The following is a 21202-nucleotide window of genomic DNA, read 5'->3' as shown; positions in this document are numbered from 1 at the left end:
TATTCTAAAAAATACAAAACTAAGCTACAATAGAGATACATTGTGACAAGAAGGTGGAAAGTCCGTGATCTCCTTAAAAGAAATGATAACGCCAATTCCATATCAAATAAAAGAAAGCACAACACTCGCAGAAGCATTGAACATTATGAATGAAGAAAAATATGGTATCTTGCCTGTTGTGGATACAGATGAAAAATTAATCGGTGTCTTTACAAGAAGCAGACTTTTTCAAATGGTTAAACAGGAGAAGCCGCTAACCACACCAATCAAGGAGTTTATCAAAAAAGATGTCTACTCATTAAAGGAAGATACTCCATTTAAAGAGTTGGAGGATATTGTTCGAAATAGTTCAGTAGGAACTGGAGTCGTTGTTGATGCTGAAAACAGAGTCCTTGGTCTGTTTACCAAAGCGGATATGGTGATGGGTCTACTGAATGTCACCAGAACATTAAATTTGAAGCAATCCCTACAGACGGCTATGGATCATGCCTATGATGGAATATTACTGGCAGATGATACACAAACAATTCAAATGGTCAGCCCTTCACTTTTGGAATTGTTCAACATGGAGTATCAAGATGTATTACATAAAAAAACAGATAAGGTATTTCCGCATTTTCAACTATCAAAAATTTTTGAAACCGAAGAGGCAGAAGTTAGTGATTTTCATGAAATCAATGGAATCAAGTATATTATTCATCGAATCCCGGTTTTGCAAGAAGGACGTATGGTCGGTGCAATTGTGAAGATTATGTACAGGCAGCTGAATGAAGTCAATGAACTTTTCAAAAGACTTCAAAAGGCAGAAAACAAAGCGAGCTTCTATCATACTGAACTGAAAAAATCAGAGAGCGCAAGATTTACTTGGGATCATATCATAACCGAAAACCCAGTAATGGAAAAAATAAAAAAGAGTGCGGCAAAAGCAGCGAAAGGTCGTTCTACCATATTAATAAGAGGGGAGAGCGGGACAGGTAAGGAGCTATTTGCACATGCGGCTCATAACAGTTCAGCTAGGAAAGATGGAAAGTTTGTTGTGGTGAACTGTGCAGCGATACCTGAAGATCTGTTAGAATCGGAGTTTTTTGGATATGAAGATGGTGCTTTTACAGGGGCCAGATCGAAAGGGAAAATTGGAAAGTTCGACTTAGCGAATGGCGGCACTTTATTTTTAGATGAAATAGGGGACATGTCCTTGAATCTCCAAGCCAAGCTATTAAGGGTGCTCCAAGAGAGAGAATTCTATCGGGTTGGCGGTACGAAAAGGATTCATGTAGATGTAAGAATAATAGCCGCTACCAATCGTAACTTGGAAGAAATGGTGAGGGAAGGGACGTTCCGCGAAGATCTTTACTACCGTTTGAATGTCATTTCTTTATTCATTCCACCTCTACGTGAAAGGATGAAGGATATACAAATTCTTTCCGAAAAAATGATGAGCGACTTAAACCGCATTATTGGTACGAGCATTACTGGTTTTGAGCCACAGGCAAAACATATCTTGATGTCTTATCATTGGCCAGGAAATGTGCGAGAACTTCGAAATGTGATGGAGAGGGCGATGACTTTTGCTGAGCATGGGAAGATAAAAGTAGAAGATTTGCCGGACTATATGCTCGGAGGTGCTTCCGTGTTAGTGAATGAAACTGCGGTTACACATGAGGAGTCGATGGTCGAGAGTGCGGAGCGGCATGCCATTGAATCAGCTTTGACCAAAACAAAAGGTAATAAAGCGAAGGCTGCGAGGATACTGGGAATCAGCAGGTCAAGTCTGTATGATAAATTGAGGAAGTACCAGCTGAATGAGAAGTGAATGAATAAAAGGCGGCTTCTTTGAGGAGCTCGCCTTTTATGGATTGGAAATACCCCTTTCTAATATTATCGTTCGGAATTCTAAGAACCAATTTTACTGGTCTCGTGAAGTAAATGATGAAAAAAGCTGCAGTATTGATGGGAAATGCATCAATTTTTGATTGAATTATTATGTTCGGACACTTCCATCTTCCCTTTGGACAAATAACAATTGGAAATCAAAGGTGTTTGGACAACTTTCAAGCTACATCGGTCAACTTTTACTACTTGTATTTTAAGGTTCGGTCAAAAATGCAAAGACTTTGGTCAACTATCAGAAAACTTCGGCCAACTATTGAAAAACTTCGGTCAACTATCAAAAATCTTCGGACAATTGATTAAAAGCCAATTCATACCCTAAATCACGTAACGAATCTATTAAGGAAACTATTCTTTAAACAACACGCTATCCTGCCATTTTGGGTAAAGGTAAATGAGGAGAGCAATGCCGGTAGTGTGAAGTAGTACACAGTCTCATTAATTTTTACAAGCTCATAAATACTAAGGTTTTCCTACCATTTACTTAATCCAAAAGGAAGGGGAGATGTAAATATTTGTACAATCTCATCCACCATATACAGTGTAAACAGAGTGTCCAAATATTGGACGCTTTTTTTAAAATCGGAGCAAATGGGGAAGTAAACAACCCTTTATAATCAAACTACCAGTCTTGGCATACTTTTTGCATAAATACAGTTGTCTAAAATAAAAGGGAGGAAAGTGTATGAACATTGGAATGTATTTATCGCAAAATGCCAGAAAGGTACCTGAGAAGCTTGCCATTGATTGTGAAGGGAGACAGTATAATTACGACCAGTTCAACAGGGAAGTAAATAAATTCTCTCACGGACTGTTAAAGTTGGGTATCTCCAAAGGCGACAAAGTGGCTTTCATGATGAAAAACTCGGATACCTTTGTTTTCTCTTATTTCGCAGGTGCAAAAATCGGGGCCGTTATCGTACCGATGAACTTCCGATTAACATCCTCTGAAATTCAATATATTATAGAGCAGTCAGAAGCGAGAGTAGTAATCTGTGACGAAGAGTTTGAAGGAACTATTGCAAAGGCAATCCCAGGCAGTGCAGTGGAAAATGTAATTGTGGTGGGAACGCCGACCATTGCTGACAACATGTCTTATAAGGAAGTACTTTCAACAAATGAAGAGGATCCAAAAGTGGAAGTACTTGAAACGGATGATTTAGAAATTCTGTACACTTCTGGAACGACTGGACGTCCAAAAGGTGCTTTGTTTGATCACAGAAGAATCTTCAATGTTGGCCTTTCTATGATGATCAGTATGGGCATCAATCAGCAAGAGCGCTTTTTACATATAGCACCGTTGTTCCATTCGGCACAACTGAATTTATTCCTTGTATCGGGAACGGTGCTTGGCGCGACACACTTCATTCATCGTGATTTTCATCCAGTTCATACACTTCAAGCGATACAGGAACATAAAATTACTCATTTCTTTGGAGTACCAGCCATGTTCAATTTTCTTTTACAAGTACCAAATGCTGATAGTTATGACCTTTCCTCCATCAAGCGTTGTGGATATGGAGCAGCACCAATGGCACCAGAGCTTGTAAAAAAGAGCATGAATTTATTTAAAAATGATCAGTTTTTCAATCTATGCGGTTTAACAGAGGCTGGGCCAAACGGAATATTATTAGATCCTAATGGTCACAAAAAACACCTCGGGAAAAACGGGAAACCTTCATTTCTAACCGAAGCGAGAGTCGTCGATGAAACCGGAACGGACATTGAAGTTGGTGCAGTGGGTGAATTTGTCCTTAAAGGTGAATCCATCATGAAAGAATATTATAAAAAACCGGAAGAAACAAAAGCTGCGTTAAAAGATGGGTGGTTATATACAGGAGATTTGGCCACCGTTGACGAAGAAGGTAATATCACCTTAGTGGACCGCAAAAAAGACATGATTATCTCGGGAGGAGAAAACGTATATTCCATTGAGGTGGAAGAAGTGTTGTACGAACACCCTCAAGTTCTTGAGGCGGCTATTATCGGACTGCCCGATGAGGTGTGGGGAGAAGCGGTATGTGCAGTTGTGGTTCCTCATAAGGATCAAGTGGTCAATAAAGAGGAACTAAAGCAGTTCTGTCGTCAAAAGCTTGCCGGCTATAAGGTTCCACGTAGAATATTTGTGGAAGAGATGTTGCCGAGAAATGCTTCAGGAAAAATCCTGAAATATCAATTGAGACAGCAATTTAATCAAGTAGAAGCATAGGGGTGGAATATTTTGAAATCGCTTTCAGCAAAGAAAGAACCAAGAAAACATCCATACTTAACAGAGGACCATCAACAATTCAGGAAGTCTTTGCGCAAGTTTTTGGAAAGAGAAGCAGTTCCTTATTATGATGAGTGGGAAAATGACCGCATTATTCCTCGTTCGTTTTGGACGAAGATGGGGGAACAGGGCTATCTTTGTCCGGATATTGATGAGAAGTATGGTGGAAGTGAGACGGACTGGGGTTATTCAGTCGTCATCAACGAAGAGCTCGAGCGTGTCGGGACAGGACTAATTGGCGTAGCGCTACACAATGATATTGTAGTCCCTTATATTACAAGTTTTGGCACAGAGGAGCAGAAACAGAGATGGTTGCCTTCATGTGTGTCTGGCCGAACTATTACGGCCATTGCAATGACAGAACCTGGGACGGGATCAGATCTAGCGAATATCAAAACAACTGCAAGACTTGAAGGCGACCATTATATTGTGAATGGGGCAAAAACGTTTATTACGAATGGAATCCATGCTGATTTAGTAATCGTGGCAGTGAAGACGGATACAGAGGTACGTCCGCAGCATAAAGGAGTCAGTCTGCTTGTAATTGAAAGGGGACATCCGGGCTTTTCTAGAGGTAGGAAGCTAGACAAAGTGGGATTACATTCTCAAGATACTGCAGAATTATTCTTTGAGGATTGTAAGGTTCCTAAGGAAAATCTACTTGGTGAAGAAGGACACGGGTTCTTATACTTAATGGATAAACTGCAGCAAGAAAGGCTGTTGGTTGGCATTGGAGCCCAGGTTGCTTCAGAAGAAATGCTGCAATCCACAATTGACTATGTAAAAAGCAGGGAAGCGTTCGGCAGACCTGTCAGTCAATTTCAGAATACTCAGTTTAAAATAGCGGAAATGGCAACAGAAGTAGAGATGGGAAGAGCTTTTCTTGATCAGCTCATCGCGGATCATATTGCCGGAGAAGACGCGGTAACAAAGGTATCGATGGCGAAATGGAAGCTAACAGAGATTGCAAGAAACATTGCAACCCAGTGCATGCAGCTTCATGGCGGATACGGTTATATGGAAGAATACAAGATTGCAAGAAGATATCGTGACATTCCAGTTGCAAGTATTTATGCAGGAACCAATGACATTATGAAAACGATCATTGCCAAAAACTTAGGATTGTAGGAAGGGAGATTATTCATCATGAGAGAAGTCGTCATTGTAGAAGGGGTTCGAACACCTGTCGGAAGAAGGAAAGGGATATTGAAGGATTACAGGCCAGATGATCTGGCTGGGGAAGTACTGAAGGAGCTTGTAAATCGTGCCGGGATAGAAGCTGGACTTGTGGAAGACGTCATTCTTGGGTGTGTGACTCAATCTGGAGAACAGGCCGGGGACATCGCAAGGGTTGCTGCCTTGATTGCAGGTTTTCCGATAGAAGTGCCTGGAACTACGCTTGACCGTCAGTGTGGCTCTAGTCAACAGGCTGTCCACTTTGCTGCACAGGCTATCCTATCAGGTGACATGGATGTCGTCATTGCAGGCGGAGTTGAGAATATGACCAGAGTGCCGATGGGATCCAACTATCAAAAGGCGCCATTCAGTGACAGGCTGCAGGAAAAATATGAAATCATTAATCAGGGACTTTCTGCGGAAAGAATAGCGGAAAAGTACGGATTCACACGTGAGGAGCTAGATACCTTCTCTTATCAAAGCCATCAAAAAGCATTAAAAGCACAAGCTGAGGGTTATTTTGCAAAAGAGATCATGCCGATTGAAGTGACAATGGAAGATGGCTCAACATTTATGATGAAGGATGATTCCGGTCCTCGCAAGGAAACATCGGTGGAGGCGCTTGGTGGATTAAAAACCGTGTTCAAAGAAGATGGCGTCATCCATGCAGGGAATGCAAGTCAGATCAGTGACGGAGCTGCTGCCCTTCTTTTGATGACAAAGGAAAAGGCATTGGAACTTGGATTAAAGCCGCGATTCAAAGTACATACAAGAGTGGTGGTGGGGTCCGATCCAACATTAATGCTGACAGGGCCGATTCCGGCTACGGAAAAAGTACTGCAAAAATCAGGCCTGTCCATTGATGACATTGATGTGTTCGAAGTTAATGAAGCATTTGCTCCGGTACCGATGGCGTGGTTGAAGGAAACAGGCGCAGATCCAGCAAAACTTAATCCGAATGGGGGAGCAATTGCATTAGGTCATCCACTGGGGGCAAGCGGTGCGAGGATTATGATCAGCATGATGCATGAACTTGAACGCACTGGTGGAAGGTACGGATTACAGACTATGTGTGAGGGGCATGGGATGGCGAACGCAACTATCATTGAAAGGCTCTAAACGCCCGAAATCTTGCTGGAAGAAGTGGAATTGTCTAATAGGGAACCTCTAATCACCCGAAGTCTTGCTGGAAGAGGAGAAACTGTCTAATAGAAAGGCTCTAAACACCCGAAGTCTTACTGGAAGAGGTGGAAATGTCTAATAGGGGACCTCTAAACGCCCGAAGTCTTACTGGAAGAGGAGAGACTGTCTAATAGAAAGGCTCTAAACGCCCGAAGCCTATCTGGAAGAGGTGGAAATGTCTAATAGGGGATCTCTAAACGCCCGAAGTCTTACTGGAAGAGGTGAGCCTGTCTAATAGAAAGGCTCTAAACACCCGAAGTCTTTCTGGAAGAGGTGGAAATGTCTAATAGGGGATCTCTAAACGCCCGAAGTCTTGCTGGAAGAGGAGAAACTGTCTAATAGAAAGGCTCTAAACGCCCGAAGCCTATCTGGAACAGGTGGAAATGTCTAATAGGGGACCTCTAAACGCCCGAAGTCTTACTGGAAGAGGAGAGACTGTCTAATAGAAAGGCTCTAAACGCCCGAAGCCTATCTGGAAGAGGTGGAAATGTCTAATAGGGGATCTCTAAACGCCCGAAGTCTTACTGGAAGAGGTGAGCCTGTCTAATAGAAAGCCTCTAAACACCCGAAGCCCTTAAATAAAAAAAGAAACTAAATCGAAGGTCTCTAAAAATCCATAGCTGGTCCTGAAACAGTGCAACTGTCTAATAAAAGCAATAATCTTAGCACCGTTGATGATAATTACGAGATGACAAACCAACTCATGAAAAAGGAGGAGGATGAAAGATGTCGATAACGATTGGGAAAATCTTTGATCTCACAGTACAAAAGTTTCCGGATAAAGAAGCGCTTTATGATGTGAAGAAAAATGTGCGTTTTACCTACAAAGAATGGAATTTGGAAGTGAACAGGTTAGCCAATGCCATTATGAACGAAGGAGTAAGGAAAGGGGACAGAGTCTCCACGCTACTTTTTAACACAGAGGAACTGGCAACAACCATGCTTGCTTGTGCAAAGATCGGAGCAGTCTTCAATCCTATCAATTTCCGTTTACAGCCGGAGGAAGTTGCATTTATTCTAAACGATGCAAAGCCGAAAATCGTGATGTATGAAAAAGCGTTAGAGCCTGTAGTTGGTTCCATTGCTGCCCGCTTTGAAGAAACAGGATTCTGGGTTATAGATGGGGAAGAAACCAATTATTCCTCCGCTTATCATAAAAAATTAAAATCTTCTTCTACTGATGAAGTTTCTATCAACGTCCTGGAAAACGACACATATGCCATCATGTACACGAGCGGAACAACGGGAAGACCAAAAGGAGTCGTTCATCGCCATAGGGACATGGCAGAGCAAAGCTTAATTGTCATTTCCGCCACGAAGCTTGAAGCGGAGGATATTGGGTTGGTGACCGCCCCGATGTTCCATTGTGCGGAACTGCACTGTGCCGTCATCCCTCGAATTCATGTTGGTGGAAAAAATGTCATCCTCCATCATTTCGAACCGAAAAAGGTGCTCCAGCTGATCCAGGAGGAAAAGGTGACAAAGTTTTTTGCCGCCCCAACCATGTGGAATATGCTGCTTCAAGAAAATTTCAATGAATATGATTTGAACAGCCTGAATCTTGGGTTATACGGAGCTGCCCCAATGGCACCGGCACTTGTCAGGGCATGTCACGACTTATTGGGAATTTCCCTTGTTCAAGCATATGGCATGACTGAAATGGGACCAGCGATTACTTTCCTAGCTGAAAAAGATCAGCTGAGGAAAGCTGGTTCTGCTGGACAGGCATGCTTGAATCATGAAATTCGAATTGTGCGTCCCAACGAAGATGGACCAAGTGACCCAGATGATACGTTGCCAGCAGGAGAGGCAGGAGAAATCCTTGTGAAAGGCCCATGCATCATGAGTGCATATTTTAACAGGGAAGAAGCAACAGCGGCCGCCATGTATAAAGGTTGGTACCATTCAGGTGACATTGGTTATCTGGATGAAGAAGGCTTTCTATATGTGAAAGACAGGGTGGATGATATGATCATCAGCGGCGGGGAGAACATTTATCCACGAGAAGTCGAGGATGTCCTTTATGAGCACCCGGCAGTTCTGGATGTAGCCATTGTCGGTCTGCCAGATGACCGTTGGGGAGAGACGGTAACCGCGTTTGTCGTGAAAAAGAATAACACAGTGACAGAGGAAGAACTAGATGCTTTCTGTTTGAACAGTTCTGAGCTTGCTCGTTATAAACGCCCGCGTAAATACATGTTTGTGGATGCTCTGCCTCGAAATGCGAGCGGGAAAATTCAAAAGTTTGTCTTGAGAAAGCAGATGGAAGAGCTTGTGACAGGGGAAACACCATCCCGATGATAGAGAAATTGCTTGAAGGCATTAGAATATTAGATTTCACCAACTATCTCCCAGGTCCGTATGCCACGCAACGGCTAGCGGATCTTGGAGCAGAGGTTATTAAAGTGGAACCATTGGCAGGAGATCCCGCCCGTCATACTGGAATAAAGCGTGAAGGAACTGGTGTGGTTTATCTCGCTAATAATCGTGGGAAAATGAGTGTGTCCGTCGATTTGAAAAAAGAGGAAGACAGGGGGGAAATCTTGAATTTGGTTGAAGGCTTCGATGTAATTATAGAAAGTTTCAGGCCAGGTATTATGTCCCGGTTTGGACTAGACTATGAAACTGTTAAGCTGCGAAAGCCCGACATCATCTATTGTTCCATTACAGGGTACGGGAACAACGGTAATTGGAGCAAGCTTGGGAGCCATGATATTAACTATATGGCACTAAGTGGATTGCTTGCTCAACTTAAGGATAGATCTGGACGACCCATTCACCCTTCCATCACCATAGCGGACTACTTTGGCAGTATGGCGGTTTGTGAAATGGTGCTAGCACTATTGTTGAAAAAGGAGCGAGCTGGTCGAGGAGGCTACCACTCTATCAGTCTTACAGATGTTGCCATTTCTTTGATGGGGACCCACCTGTCCATTCATCAGGAGGTAGGAGAGGAGCAAGGCATCACGCTACTGAACGGGGAACTCATTAGCTATGGAATTTATGAAACGAAGAACGGGCGATATATGGCCCTTGGCGCATTGGAATATAAATTCTGGCAGAATTTCTGCGAAGCGGTGGACCGGGAGGAATGGCTTGGAGCACATTTTTCGATCAGAAGAAACAGCAATCCGGTTGCACAAGGTGTGGAAGAGTTGTTTGCTAGTCGTACTTTTGAAGAGTGGACAACGTTTAGCCAAGAGGTCGATTGCTGCCTAACACCTGTCTTAGAAGTAGGAGAACTTTCACGTTATCCATATTTCATGGAAAATAATAGTATATTTCAGGATAAAGCAGGAAATGTAAAGGTTGCTATGCATGGTGGAAGTTCAAACGGAAACTTGCATGCACCAACTGTGGGGGAACATACAGCAAAATGGTTGTACAAGCTTTAATGTAAGCTAAATTCATTTAATTGAGAGGGGTAATGTTAGATGATGAATGTACCAATGACCGTTAGTTCCATGCTGGAAAGAGCGGAAAGGTTTTTTCCGAATAAGGAGGTTGTGTCAAGAACTCTATCTGGCGTGCAGCGTTTGTCCTACAGGAAAATTGGGGAACGGACACGCCGATTATCCAGTGCGCTAGAAAAGCTTGGGGTGCAAAAAGGCGATAGAGTCGGAACTTTTGCTTGGAATCATCACCGCCATTTAGAAACCTACTTTGGAATTCCAGGAATGGGGGCTGTGCTTCATACGATTAATATCAGGCTGGCTCCCGAGCATGTGTCTTATATTGTCAATCATGCAGAAGATGTGGTGCTTTTTGTGGATGAAGATCTGCTTCCGTTAGTGGAACGGGTAAAGGATCAATTGGGAACAGTGAAAGCATTCATCATCATGACAGATAAAGAAGAACTCCCATCAACTTCCTTACATCCTGTTTTCTCTTATGAAGATTTATTAGAAGAAGGAGACCCAAACTACTCCTTTATAAATGATATCGATGAAAACGACGCGGCCGGAATTTGTTACACTTCCGCCACCACTGGTAATCCAAAAGGGGTTGTATACTCCCACCGCTCCTTGGTGCTTCATAGTTATGCACTTGGATTGGCGGATACAGCAGGGCTATCGGAATATGATACATGCATGCCGGTTGTGCCGATGTTCCACGCAAATGCGTGGGGATTACCGTTTGCCGCCACTTGGTTTGGAACAACACAAGTGCTTCCTGGACCACAATTCACACCTCAACTTTTGGCAGAGTTGATTGAAAGTGAGAACATTACTTTGACTGCCGGCGTTCCGACCATTTGGCTTGGTTTGTTGAATGAATTGGAAAAAGGATCATATGACACCTCAAGCCTTCGCGCTATATTGTGTGGAGGGTCGGCTGCACCTCGCGGGATGATCAAAGCCTTTGAGACCAAATACGGAATACCGTTCTTACATGCATATGGCATGACGGAAACGACGCCACTTGCCACAGTTTCCAGGTTGAAAAGTCATCAAACAGATTTAGATGAAGAAAAAATGCTGGATATTCGCTCCATGCAAGGATTGTTGGTACCAGGCCTTGAGATGAAAATTGTCGGTGCAGAAGGGGAAGTTGAATGGAACGGCGTGGAAATGGGAGAACTATGCCTCCGAGGTCCATGGATTGCAGACGAGTACTATAAAGATGAGCGTTCGGCAGATGCCTTTATCGATGGTTGGCTGCACACAGGCGATGTAGTTACAGTAGATGAAGAAGGTGTCGTCAAAATCGTCGACCGTACCAAAGACTTAATAAAAAGCGGTGGAGAATGGATCTCCTCTGTCGACCTGGAAAATGCCATTATGGCCCATGAGGCGGTATTTGAAGCAAGCGTCGTCGCCATTCCACATGACGAGTGGCAGGAAAGACCAGTCGCGTGCGTCGTACTGAAAGAAACTTATGTTGGTAAAGTAAACAAGCAAGAGATCATTGACTTCATTTCCCCTCAGTTCGCCAAATGGTGGTTGCCAGATGAAGTAATTTTCATGGAAGAAATACCGAAGACATCGGTAGGGAAATTCCTGAAACGTGCTTTACGGGATATTGTGGAGAAAGAAATGAAGAGTACGGTAGAGTAGGAGTTTTGTAAAGGGAGAATGGGCCTTTCTTTTAGTGGAAGGCCTGTTTTTTGTTCCCAATATCGCCCATTGTTGAAGATCTAGTTTAGCACTAATAGAGGTGAACCGTACCATAAGTAACGGCGAAATGAATCACTCCTTTACATGGTTATGGTACAATTGTACGCAATAAGACTAATAATGAATTATGATAGTGAAATATCCCACCAATGATATTTTAAGAAACAGTGCTTTAAAAAGGAGTTGTGTCAAATGAATCAACATAAAAGCACAGAAATAGAACGCTCATTAAAAGCAGAAAACATTTTAGCTCAGATCAACAGTAAAACTAAGCTAGGCGACTTACGTAAAATCGCGAAGGACATTAAGAAAGATCACCAACTAGCTTTGGAATTTTGGTCAACAGGAGAGTTTTTGCCCAGACTATTGGCAATCTTAATTATGGACAAAAAACTTCTTTCACAAGATGTACTAAATGAGCTTGATAAAGATATGCAAACTCACACATTTGATGAGCGAAATAACTTAATGGATTGGTTAATGGCTAATCAGCTCACCAAAGACAAGAAAAACATAGCATGGATGGAGTCATGGGAAAATAGTCCTTCTGCTCTTCAAAGGCGAGCTTTCTGGTATTTTCAAGCGCGATTAAGATGGACTGGACAAACACCGCCAGATAATACCGCAGACTTACTATCTGCAATGGAAGCTACTATTACGCAGGAAGAACCCGAAGTTCAATGGGCCATGAATTTTACCGCAGGCTGGATAGGCGTTTATGATGAAAAGTATCGGGAACGTTGTATGAAACTTGGTGAGAAAACGGGCCTTTATAAAGATGAAATGGTATCAAAAGGATGTACTCCTAATTATTTGCCGGAGTTCATTACGATTGAAGTAAACAAACGACTTAATAAATAGTTATCCAAGTTTTGTCAGGAGTAATTAAGAAATTTTAAAAAATCACGTTTATATAAGAGCGTGATTTTTTATTTGAAAGAAAAGAAAAGATTGAGTTTATCACTCGTTTTTGAAATAATTGGTATTAAGTAATCTACTAGGTTATGGTAGAACATTCAAGCACGTAATAAAGAGATATATATGGGGGAATAGCTGTGTGGGTAATATTAGGGGTCGTTGCAATAGTAGCAACTTGTATTAATCTTTTTATGTTCGCAATAGGAAAGGATTATAAGCTTTTCATGGCACTAGGATTATCATTTACAGCATTAACACTTTGTGCAGAATACAGTCTTGTATCGGATTGGGTAGAAGTGAAAGATTGGGCAGCTATAGAGGATGTAGTACCTGGTATGGAAAGGGCATTATGGTTTTTGACAATTGTTTCTATATTATTAAATCTGGCACCTATATTTTTAGAACGAAAAAGTAAGAAATAAAGACTTGGTGCCACATCATTTATCAAGAATGCAATTTACTATTAAATTAAAATCTAAAAAGAATTACCTATCCTAATTGAATGGTAATTCTTTTTCTCTATTTATATATTTTTTATGTCTCGTTCCTGCATCTTTCTAACATTATCTGAATGGTAGGGGGAGCCGGCGACTTCATTTACCACACTAAATGGATTGCCATCTAGGTCAAAGAAATCAAAAAACTTCATTCCGCCAAATTCATCAATTTCAGAGGTAACGATGCCATTGCTTTTAAACTGTTGATGGGTTTTCTCAATATCTTCAACAACAAAATTAAAATAGCCATTTTTCTGATCACCATGGGTTTTGAATTCAGTAGGCTGTGGGGATTCTACCTTTACCAAGGCTAATTGTGTTTGCCCTGTTGGTAAATAAAATCCAATACCATCTCCCCAACTATCAATCATTTTTGCACCAAGAAACTTTTCATACCATTCTGTTGATTTTTCAATGTTTGTAACTGGAATAAAAATACTGCCTACTCTAAACATAATCTTCCTCCTCCAAATGAAATTCTTACTATTCACGTTAATTATAGTGTAAAAGTTACTCTTCTTTAGGAATTATTTCTAAATTATTTTAACTCTCCCACTATATAGTCGTATAAATGTTTTGAATGTTAGAATTGTTATAGAAAGTGAGGTTACTTTTATGTTCACATCGGTTATCGCAAAATTACTTCGCCACTTACCTAATAAAGCATTAAAAACACCAATGGTACCTCTGCAAAATATAAAAATGAAAAAAGATGTATTAATTGAAACATCTGTTCAACGTACTCCTATTTCTTTATATTATCCCTTGAAAGCTAACCAGGAGAAGCTCCCTGTCTACCTTAATTTCCATGGTGGAGCGTTTATTATGAACAATAAGGAAATGGACGATCCTTATTGTCGCTTCCTTTGTAATCAGGCAGAATGTGTTGTTCTTAATATTGATTATGTGAAAGCACCGGAACATCGTTTTCCTAAACCGATTGAACAGGGGTATGAAATCATTCAATGGTTGAAAAGCAGGGCGGAAGAGTTAAAAATTGATATGGGAAAACTGATGGTTGGCGGCCAAAGTTCAGGTGCAAATATCGCAGCAGCCTTATGTCTATATCTGGAAGAGAAAGGGGACAATCAGCCACTTTTACAAGTGCTTTCTTGCCCTATGCTTGATTTTGTCACTCCTCATGCAGATAAACCAGAACCAGATCGATGGCGTTCTCGATATCCTCAAGTAGCAAATTTTATTAATATGTGTTATTTATCTGAAAAAGAACATGCCGGTCATCCACTTGCCTCCCCTGTTTTTGCTAAAGTCACCGACCGCTTAGCTCCTGCACTGATTCTGAATGCCGAGCATGACGCATTTAAACCAGAGGCCGAATGTTATGCTGAGAAATTAAAAGCAGCAGGAGTAGACGTTCAATATGAGCTATATAATGATTGTTATCATGCGTTTACCCACTTAGGCCCAAAAGAAAGAGCCGAAGAAGCTTGGGCGTTGATCGCTAGGAAAATGAAAGAAGTAATCAAAGCTTAATTATATTTATTGAATCGGTCAGAGAATAGTGCTCTTCCTGTCTGAAACCGTTATAATATACTAAAATAAATAAATTAAGGGGCTTTTTATGGAAAAGAACGTGGCATTACATGATTTTATTGTAAATAATACGGATTCCTTGACTAACGCTTGGTTCCAGTCTAAAAAAGCGAAGGAAGGTAGTATTTATTCTAGTACTGCTCCTACCATTGGTGAGAAGTTACGTGTGCAAAACAAAAAGTTTATTACAACAATTGCCCAAATTTTCATCAATCCTGATACAGAATCTAACTATGATGCTATTAAACAATGGGCTTCAGATGTTGCGAAAGATAGAGTTTCCACCAATACGGAATTAAACGAAATCATACCTCAGTTTAAAGTGTTCCGTCAGATTTACTGGAATAAAATTAATGAATTTGCATCAGAACCTACCAACTCGATTACTCCTGAGAAGCTGTTAACCTGGTCTAATCTTTTCCATTATGCGTTTGACAACGTTATCGAGGAATTTGTGGCAACCTATACAGCTTATCACCGTGCGACACTTTTGGCACAACAAGAAATGATATCAGAGCTAAGCTCACCAATTATAAAATTGACGAATGAAATTAGTGTATTACCATTGATAGGAAGCATTGATACACAAAGAGCAAAAGTTATTTCAGAAACAAGTCTTAAACAGTGTCAAGAAAAGAATGTAAATTGTCTTGTCATCGATTTGTCTGGTGTACCTATTGTGGATACTATGGTAGCCAATCAGTTATTTATCGTTGTGAACGCTTTAGAGCTGATTGGCGTGAAGAGCATTATTACAGGTGTTCGTCCTGAAGTAGCGCAAACAGCCATCCAACTTGGACTTGATTTCTCCCATATCACTATCTACTCTACTCTTCAAAAAGCACTGGAGAAATGGGAGTTTTGTAAAAAAGAGTTTTAAAATAAGGCTGAGGAGTGAGCTTAATTCTTTGCTGTCTATATAAATAATGATTAGAAAAGAGGTACACCCCTTGAAGAAAAAAGTTGTCCTTGCAGGAGGAACCGGATTTATTGGGAAATACCTAGAAAAGCAGTTTATTCAACAAAACTATGAAGTTATCATTATTTCCAGGCAGCCTCAACATGTTGCCTGGACAGATACGAAGGGAATTGCCACAGCGGTCGACAATGCAGAGCTGGTCATTAATTTGGCTGGAAAATCGGTCGATTGCCGCTATAATGAGAAGAATAAACAGCAGATTTTTGACTCAAGGACGGAGACGACCCGAATTCTTGGGGAAGCTATTGAGTCTGTTTCTAACCCTCCTGAATTATGGATCAACTCCAGTACTGCGACTATTTACCGACATGCTGAGGATAGACCAATGACGGAAGCAACGGGTGAGATTGGAGAGGGCTTTTCCGTCGAAGTGGCTAAAGCGTGGGAGAAGTCATTTTTTGATTTTAACTTGCTACATACAAGACAGGTGGCATTGCGAATTGCTATAGTACTAGGAAAAGACGGCGGTGTGATGAATCCATTTAAAAACTTGGTCACATTTGGACTGGGTGGAGTACAAGGACCAGGAACCCAAATGTTCAGCTGGGTACATATAGAGGATGTTTATCGGATCATGCTTTTCATTAGAGAAAGAAAAGACTTACAGGGTGTGTTCAACTGCTCTGCTCCAAATCCTATCTCTAACAAGCATTTCATGGCTGAGATGAGAGAGAAGATGAATAGAAATATGGGGTTGTCGTCCCCAAGATGGATGCTCGAGATTGGCGCTGTCGTCATTAGGACGGAAACAGAGTTGATCCTGAAAAGCAGGTGGGTCATTCCTGAGAGGTTGGAAAAAGAGGACTATCAATTCAAGTATCCCAAAATAGATGAAGCATTAGCAGAAATTTTATCCTAGAATATCGGTTTGTTTTATTCCATGTTTCAAAGGGTATACCTTCACTAGATGAAGGGAGTAGATACAAATGACATTAACAAAAGACAAGCAGAAAACACTTCAAACTAAACTGGAAAAGATGAAAGAAAGCATAGAGAAAAAGCAGGAAAGCAGTATATTGGACGAATCCTTGCGCGAATCCACAGGAGAAATCACTACTGGGATCGGAAACCACTTGGCTGAAGGCAACGCCGAGAGAGTAGAGCGAGAGCAGGAACAGACCTTTGAACAGATCGATGAGAAATTACTAGGTGAGATTGAAGAAGCATTAGCTAGAATAGAAGAAGGTACGTATGGTACTTGTGTCGATACAGGGGAAGAGATTCCTTATGAGCGACTTGAAGCGTTGCCTTATGCGAAACGAACGGCGCAAGCGCAAGAGAAGATTGATAAAGGTGAAAGATTTAAAAAGCGTGAGACCTTCGCTAATTAGCATAAGGTCTCACGCTTTTTTTATCGAATAAATCCTACTTGTTCAGCATCTGTATCCCATTTGAAGTTTTTCTTCTTCTTGTTATCTGCCTGTAGATCCGCACAAATCTTTTCCACGTCGACTGCCTTTTCATAATGCCACTGCAAGGCGACAGAAGTGTATAACTCATTCAGCTGTGCATAGGAGAACCCCTCTGTCAGCTGATTAATCTTCATTAACGCTTCCTCTGAAATGAATTGAAGCATATTCTTCTTTTTCAAATAGCCCATTCTTAACTCCAGAGTAGGAAGTTTTATTTCGTAAGCTCTGTCAAAACGTCCGGAACGATTGATAAGAGCAGGGTCAATTTTCTCTGGATAGTTGGTGGTACCAATGAGGAAGATACCTTCCTTAGAAGTTGCACCATCCAGTGTATTCAAAAAGACGGACCGTACTTCTATTGGCATGGAATCAATATCTTCAATCACCAAAGCCATTGGTGTCATTCTGTTAACGGTTGAAAACACTTCATGGACCGAGTAGCTGGAAGTATGCTCCGTAATCTGCCAGTAAGCTACAGGAGCAGTAATACTATTGGCAATTGACTTCACCAAAGTGGTTTTTCCGTTACCAGGTTTCCCATATAGCAAGATACCTCTTTTATAAGGAATCTCATACGTTTTAAAGAAGGAGCCGCTATCTGTAAAGAACTCGTCGATAGAACGATAGATTTCCTTTTTAAGAGATTCTTCTAAAAACACATCAACACGTGTAACAAAGGTGGTAATTTTCTCTTTTGTGCTTTCAATTCCGTTCTCCGTATCCGTAAAAACGGTAACATAGTTTTTCGTGTAGTCCCGTTTTCTTTTAATCACATAGTTTAAGAAAGTTAAGAGGCCTTCATTATTTTTGGCTAAAATAAAATCATGAATGGTCTCTGTATGAGTTTGAAAAACAGGACATCTGACCACTGCCACTTCGTACTCAGTATAGTAATAAAGAGTATTAGTAAGACGTGGTTTAATAATGAATTCGAGCTTATCTTGATTATGATTAGAGGAGATCGTTCTTGTTTCTAGTCCATCAAATACGTGGGTAACAGCTTCCACTTTTTCAGGATGAATCTCCAAGTCCTCTTCAAGTACCTCCCAAATCTCATTGGATGTCTCATCATCCGCATAAAGATGAAAATCAGTACCATATTTACTTTGTAGGGCATTTTTCAGTTTGCTGACCACATAGCCGAAATCATAATAGCTTCCCATTTCTTGGTAGTCTTTTTCCTTGAAGTGAATTAAGTAAGGTGTTTTTTGCATGCATGTCCTTCTTCCATTTTTGGTAGTTATTTCTTAACATACTATATTTTACTGAGAAAATGGAATGGAGGCAATATAAAAGACAGTCGTGAGAGGAATGTCGGCTTTATCTTGCTTATGAAGACTTCTCTAGTGTGAAAAAAGAATGGGAGAGGTTTTCATCCGGGAGATGAAGACCTTCCTAGCTTGAAAATCAGAAGGGAGAGGTCCTCATACGGGAGATGAGGACCTTCCTAGCGTGAAAATCAGAAGGGAGAGGTCCTCATCCGGGAGATGAAGACCTTCCTAGCGTGAAAATCAGAAGGGAGAGGTCCTCATACGGGAGATGAGGACCTTTCTACCGTGAAAAAAGGAAGAGAGAGGTCCTCATCCGGGAGATGAAGACCTTTCTACCGTGAAAAAAGGAAGAGAGAGGTCCTCATACGGGAGATGAGGACCTTTCTACCGTGAAAAAAGGAAGAGAGAGGTCCTCATTAGAGTCATGAAGCCCTCTCTACCGTGAAAACTGTAAGAGGGATGTCCTCATCTCATTCAAGTGAATTAAAACGTATAGGTCGGAGAGTTAGCAAAAGACAGTCCAATTAAGACTGTCTCCCTTTATTTCTTCTATATTGATAAAACACAACTGAGGTAAGTAACAATAGCCCCGTAACCCCAAGAAAAATATTTCGATAAATCTCTTCCACTGGTAAGTCCCCCTGCCACACAATCAATAACCCAGTCAACGCCACTCCAAAGGCGCCTCCGAAGAACTGAACAAGCTGGGCAATTCCCATGCCGGCACCAAGCTCCGACTTATCCAAAATCCTTGAAATCTCATTGGAAATACTTGAAGTTAGTGCTGAAAATCCTGTACTCATGAACATATAGGTAATCAAAATGACATACGGTGAAAAATTCCCAAATAATCCGAATGATAATGTGGAAATGATTAAAAACATCTGACCAAACAAAATCAGTGGCATATTGCCAAAGCGGTCGATAAATCTTCCAATAAACTGAGCGGCAATGGCAGAAAGAATCGCCCCGGGAAAAATAAGCAAGCCGATAGTTGCCGGCTCCTTGTTGAATATCACTGCCAACATAATTGGCATTAAGAACAACGCTGAGAAATGCGTGACAAATGCACCAAATCCAATACCCAACAGTTTCACAAACTGCCCGTTTTTTAATAATGCTGGTTGGATGAACGGAGTAGAAACTTTTTGAATATGTCTCCATAGCCATAAGAGTGCTGCAATGCTCATCAGCAATATCGGAATCTTAAAAGTGGAAAGGTAAAGTAACAGTCCTGTCACACCAATACCAATTAACAGACCACCTAGGTAGTCAAATTTTATTTTTTGAGTTTCCTCTTTAGGTAATAGTTTTCGAAACAGTGGCATTAACAGTAATACGAATCCTGTCACGACGAAAAGGTAATGCCAGCCCAAGTATTGGGTGATCAATCCCCCAATTACCGGACCAAGTCCAAATCCGAGCGAAGCGGCAGAAGAGATAAAGGCCATTGCTTTTCCTCTTCTAGAGATAGGGATGTAACGTCCTGCCAATACCATGGCGAGTCCAGGAACAGCCCCGGCACCTGCAGCTTGCAAGAGTCTTGCGGACAATAACCAGATGAAATCTTGCGAAAAGAAACCAATAATCGAGGAAATGGCCAACAAGCCAAGTCCAATGCTTAGCAACTTTCTGATCGGTAAAAAATCAGATAATCTGCTATATGTCAAGGTTGCAATGGCGAAAACGATGGAATAGCCAGATACAATCCAAGAAGCGGTGGAGGAGGAAAGGCTCAGCTCGCTCAATACACTTGGCAAGGCAACATTGAACATCGTCGTATTCATGACAACAAGCCAAACGGTGGCGCTCCAGATAAGAATGATTTTATTTTCTTGTATGACGGGTTGATCTAATTCTTTATAATCGGTAGCGTGTGATGCCATTGGTCTCACCAGTTTCTATCTTAGTTTTGTAAAAATTTTTGTAGTGCCTTGAAGTTGTTTTTTGCATCTTCATACCCTAGTTCATAAAGGGCTTGAAGACGTTCTTTTTTTCGTTCCATCCTGCCTACAGGTAAAGGCTTGCTTGGTTGAAATACAAAGGTGGAGCCAGCATTCTTCTCTGATGCAACATAGTCCAACGTGTCATTATAGAGCTTATAACGTGTCTGAAGGCGTTCTGAGATAATTGGATACTGCTTGTATTTGAAGAGTGAAGTAAATCTGCTTGCTTTCTTTTTGTAGCCAACAGGCTTTGTCAAAATGACGACATTTTTTTCAAAGCCATCCTTTTGTGCTTTTTTTAAGGGAATAGGATCAATGATTCCCCCATCTAAGAGCATTTTGTCTTGGTAAGCAACACTTGGTGCAACAAAGGGAAGAGAGCTTGATGCACGAATTAGTTGGAGCATATCTTCTCCATGTTGATCCATATTATAATAGATGGGTTCTCCAGTCAGGCAATCCGTTGTCACGATAACAAACTGCTCTGTTCTGTTCAAGAATGTCTCATAGTCATAAGGAACAAGTTTATTCGGGATTTCATCAAATAGAAAATCCATATCGAACATTTGACGTTTCTTCCAATAATTACGGTAGGAAAGATACCGAGGATCACCAACAAAGTCAATATTGACTTTTTTGTTTCTACCAGGTTGTCTGGATAAATAGGAGGCTGCCATGCAAGCTCCAGCTGAAACACCAATCACATATGGAAAGTATAAGTCCTTTTCCATAAAATATTCTAAAATTCCGGCAGTATATACTCCTCGCATACCTCCGCCTTCAAGCACTAACCCAATGTTCAACAACTTCAATCCCTCTTTTCTTATACTTAAATGCTCCATTCTTTTCATAAAGCATATTGTAACAAACCACTACAACCTTTGTCCGAAACGGTGCCTGAAAAAATAGTTCATGCTTATTGTTAAAAAAGTCTATAGCTTTTCTAGTCATTGCTACCTATAATGATAGGAAGGTTGACATATGTTGTCAG

Annotated in this window: 17 protein-coding genes; 13 read left to right on the top strand and 4 right to left on the bottom strand. The window is 41.1% G+C overall.

Annotated features, from left to right (window positions below; all coding sequences use genetic code 11):
• Positions 1-64 precede the first annotated feature (64 nt).
• From FZC76_RS02900 to FZC76_RS02855, 9 genes are all read left to right on the top strand, one after another.
• Entirely contained in the window at positions 65-1813 is a 1749-nt protein-coding gene (locus tag FZC76_RS02900; protein ID WP_148986763.1) for a sigma-54-dependent Fis family transcriptional regulator, read from the top strand.
• Positions 1814-2575: 762 nt separating this feature from the next.
• Entirely contained in the window at positions 2576-4099 is a 1524-nt protein-coding gene (locus FZC76_RS02890; protein ID WP_148986761.1) for a class I adenylate-forming enzyme family protein, read from the top strand.
• A 12-nt stretch (positions 4100-4111) separates the two neighbouring features.
• Positions 4112-5287, top strand: coding sequence for an acyl-CoA dehydrogenase family protein (locus tag FZC76_RS02885; RefSeq protein ID WP_148986760.1), 1176 nt, complete (start codon positions 4112-4114; stop codon positions 5285-5287).
• An 18-nt stretch (positions 5288-5305) separates the two neighbouring features.
• A complete protein-coding gene (locus tag FZC76_RS02880) occupies positions 5306-6454 on the top strand; it encodes a thiolase family protein (protein WP_148986759.1) in 1149 nt (382 codons plus the stop codon).
• A 789-nt stretch (positions 6455-7243) separates the two neighbouring features.
• The gene (locus FZC76_RS02875; RefSeq protein ID WP_148986758.1) at positions 7244-8818 is read left to right on the top strand and encodes a fatty acid--CoA ligase; all 1575 of its coding nucleotides are present in this window, start codon (positions 7244-7246) and stop codon (positions 8816-8818) included.
• Positions 8815-9912, top strand: a complete 1098-nt coding sequence (locus tag FZC76_RS02870) for a CaiB/BaiF CoA transferase family protein (protein WP_148986757.1) — start codon at positions 8815-8817, stop codon at positions 9910-9912. The genes FZC76_RS02875 and FZC76_RS02870 overlap by 4 nt, the downstream gene beginning before the upstream one ends.
• Before the next feature lie 39 nt (positions 9913-9951).
• Positions 9952-11574 carry a long-chain fatty acid--CoA ligase gene (locus FZC76_RS02865; protein ID WP_148986756.1) on the top strand — a complete coding sequence of 541 codons (1623 nt, stop codon included), beginning with the start codon at positions 9952-9954 and terminating at the stop codon, positions 11572-11574.
• A gap of 252 nt (positions 11575-11826) precedes the next feature.
• Complete coding sequence (locus FZC76_RS02860) at positions 11827-12495, top strand: DNA alkylation repair protein (protein WP_148986755.1); 669 nt, start codon at positions 11827-11829, stop codon at positions 12493-12495.
• Between the two features lie 194 nt (positions 12496-12689).
• Positions 12690-12974 carry a hypothetical protein gene (locus FZC76_RS02855; RefSeq protein WP_148986754.1) on the top strand — a complete coding sequence of 95 codons (285 nt, stop codon included), beginning with the start codon at positions 12690-12692 and terminating at the stop codon, positions 12972-12974.
• Between the two features lie 101 nt (positions 12975-13075).
• Here the strand turns inward: FZC76_RS02855 and FZC76_RS02850 are convergent, their stop codons facing one another.
• Positions 13076-13504 carry a VOC family protein gene (locus tag FZC76_RS02850; RefSeq protein WP_148986753.1) on the bottom strand — a complete coding sequence of 143 codons (429 nt, stop codon included), beginning with the start codon at positions 13502-13504 and terminating at the stop codon, positions 13076-13078.
• A 160-nt stretch (positions 13505-13664) separates the two neighbouring features.
• On the opposite strand from FZC76_RS02850, the gene FZC76_RS02845 reads away from it, so the two are divergent.
• The 4 genes from FZC76_RS02845 to FZC76_RS02830 all read left to right on the top strand — a co-directional run bounded on the left by FZC76_RS02845 (position 13665) and on the right by FZC76_RS02830 (position 16913).
• Positions 13665-14543, top strand: coding sequence for an alpha/beta hydrolase (locus FZC76_RS02845; protein ID WP_148986752.1), 879 nt, complete (start codon positions 13665-13667; stop codon positions 14541-14543).
• Positions 14544-14631: 88 nt separating this feature from the next.
• Positions 14632-15483, top strand: coding sequence for an STAS domain-containing protein (locus tag FZC76_RS02840; protein ID WP_148986751.1), 852 nt, complete (start codon positions 14632-14634; stop codon positions 15481-15483).
• Positions 15484-15553: 70 nt separating this feature from the next.
• Complete coding sequence (locus FZC76_RS02835) at positions 15554-16441, top strand: TIGR01777 family oxidoreductase (RefSeq protein ID WP_148986750.1); 888 nt, start codon at positions 15554-15556, stop codon at positions 16439-16441.
• A gap of 67 nt (positions 16442-16508) precedes the next feature.
• On the top strand, positions 16509-16913 hold the full coding sequence (locus FZC76_RS02830; protein WP_148986749.1) for a TraR/DksA family transcriptional regulator: 405 nt from the start codon (positions 16509-16511) through the stop codon (positions 16911-16913).
• Between the two features lie 20 nt (positions 16914-16933).
• Here the strand turns inward: FZC76_RS02830 and FZC76_RS02825 are convergent, their stop codons facing one another.
• The 3 genes from FZC76_RS02825 to FZC76_RS02815 form a co-directional block, all read right to left on the bottom strand.
• Positions 16934-18208, bottom strand: coding sequence for an ATP-binding protein (locus FZC76_RS02825; RefSeq protein ID WP_148986748.1), 1275 nt, complete (start codon positions 18206-18208; stop codon positions 16934-16936).
• 581 nt (positions 18209-18789) lie between these two features.
• Positions 18790-20151, bottom strand: a complete 1362-nt coding sequence (locus FZC76_RS02820; protein WP_148986747.1) for an MFS transporter — start codon at positions 20149-20151, stop codon at positions 18790-18792.
• A gap of 20 nt (positions 20152-20171) precedes the next feature.
• Positions 20172-21017: a patatin-like phospholipase family protein gene (locus tag FZC76_RS02815; RefSeq protein ID WP_148986746.1), complete on the bottom strand. Its 846-nt coding sequence runs from the start codon at positions 21015-21017 to the stop codon at positions 20172-20174.
• Positions 21018-21202: the final 185 nt, after the last annotated feature.

Source organism: Sutcliffiella horikoshii (assembly GCF_008180725.1).
In the GTDB taxonomy this organism is placed as follows: domain Bacteria; phylum Bacillota; class Bacilli; order Bacillales; family Bacillaceae_I; genus Sutcliffiella_A; species Sutcliffiella_A horikoshii_B.
Note: the sequence above shows the minus strand (reverse complement) of the source record. Positions and strands in the feature narration are given on the sequence as shown.

Bases quoted from the DNA above. Each gene is read 5' to 3' on its own strand.
- FZC76_RS02890 (WP_148986761.1), top strand. From the start codon at position 2,576: ATGAACATTGGAATGTATTTATCGCAAAATGCCAGAAAGGTACCTGAG.
- FZC76_RS02880 (WP_148986759.1), top strand. From the start codon at position 5,306: ATGAGAGAAGTCGTCATTGTAGAAGGGGTTCGAACACCTGTCGGAAGA.
- FZC76_RS02875 (WP_148986758.1), top strand. From the start codon at position 7,244: ATGTCGATAACGATTGGGAAAATCTTTGATCTCACAGTACAAAAGTTT.
- FZC76_RS02870 (WP_148986757.1), top strand. From the start codon at position 8,815: ATGATAGAGAAATTGCTTGAAGGCATTAGAATATTAGATTTCACCAAC.
- FZC76_RS02865 (WP_148986756.1), top strand. From the start codon at position 9,952: ATGATGAATGTACCAATGACCGTTAGTTCCATGCTGGAAAGAGCGGAA.
- FZC76_RS02860 (WP_148986755.1), top strand. From the start codon at position 11,827: ATGAATCAACATAAAAGCACAGAAATAGAACGCTCATTAAAAGCAGAA.
- FZC76_RS02850 (WP_148986753.1), bottom strand. From the start codon at position 13,504: ATGTTTAGAGTAGGCAGTATTTTTATTCCAGTTACAAACATTGAAAAA.
- FZC76_RS02845 (WP_148986752.1), top strand. From the start codon at position 13,665: ATGTTCACATCGGTTATCGCAAAATTACTTCGCCACTTACCTAATAAA.
- FZC76_RS02840 (WP_148986751.1), top strand. From the start codon at position 14,632: ATGGAAAAGAACGTGGCATTACATGATTTTATTGTAAATAATACGGAT.
- FZC76_RS02830 (WP_148986749.1), top strand. From the start codon at position 16,509: ATGACATTAACAAAAGACAAGCAGAAAACACTTCAAACTAAACTGGAA.
- FZC76_RS02825 (WP_148986748.1), bottom strand. From the start codon at position 18,208: ATGCAAAAAACACCTTACTTAATTCACTTCAAGGAAAAAGACTACCAA.
- FZC76_RS02820 (WP_148986747.1), bottom strand. From the start codon at position 20,151: ATGGCATCACACGCTACCGATTATAAAGAATTAGATCAACCCGTCATA.